Source organism: Stenotrophomonas sp. MH181796, from assembly GCF_009659995.1.
GTDB lineage: Bacteria > Pseudomonadota > Gammaproteobacteria > Xanthomonadales > Xanthomonadaceae > Stenotrophomonas > Stenotrophomonas riyadhensis.
Genome location: NZ_RAHU01000031.1, coordinates 1 through 326, shown reverse-complemented (window position 1 = coordinate 326; position 326 = coordinate 1). Strand labels below are relative to the sequence as shown.

The 326-nt window shown below is 68.4% G+C and carries 1 protein-coding gene; it reads right to left on the bottom strand.

What is annotated here, in order from left to right; translation table 11 throughout:
* Window positions 1-263 (bottom strand): hypothetical protein (locus D5301_RS23980; RefSeq protein WP_153857085.1); only part of this gene is annotated, 263 nt, incomplete at its 3' end.
* Between the last annotated feature and the right edge of the window lie 63 nt (window positions 264-326).

The window sequence follows — 326 nt, the reverse complement described above, 5'->3', positions numbered from 1 at the left end:
TCGCTGCGGCCGCCGACCTGGACTGCCGCCTGCTGGGAAACACCGGCGCTGCCAGCGCGTGCATCCAGATTGCCGCTGGCGGACACCCTGTCCAGCAGCAGACCGCCGCTGGTGGTGACAGCCACGTTGCCACCGTCCAGTCCCACGCTGCCGTCGAAACGATTGCCGGCCTGGTCCAGGGTGATGTCCGAACCCGCCTGGAAGCGGCTGTTGCCTGTCACCTGCAGCGCAGCAGACTGCGTGATCGCTCCGGTGCTGTTCACCTGCAGTGTTCCCTGCACGGAGGTGGTCCCGAGCCGCACGCCGTTACCCGCCAGCACGGCATC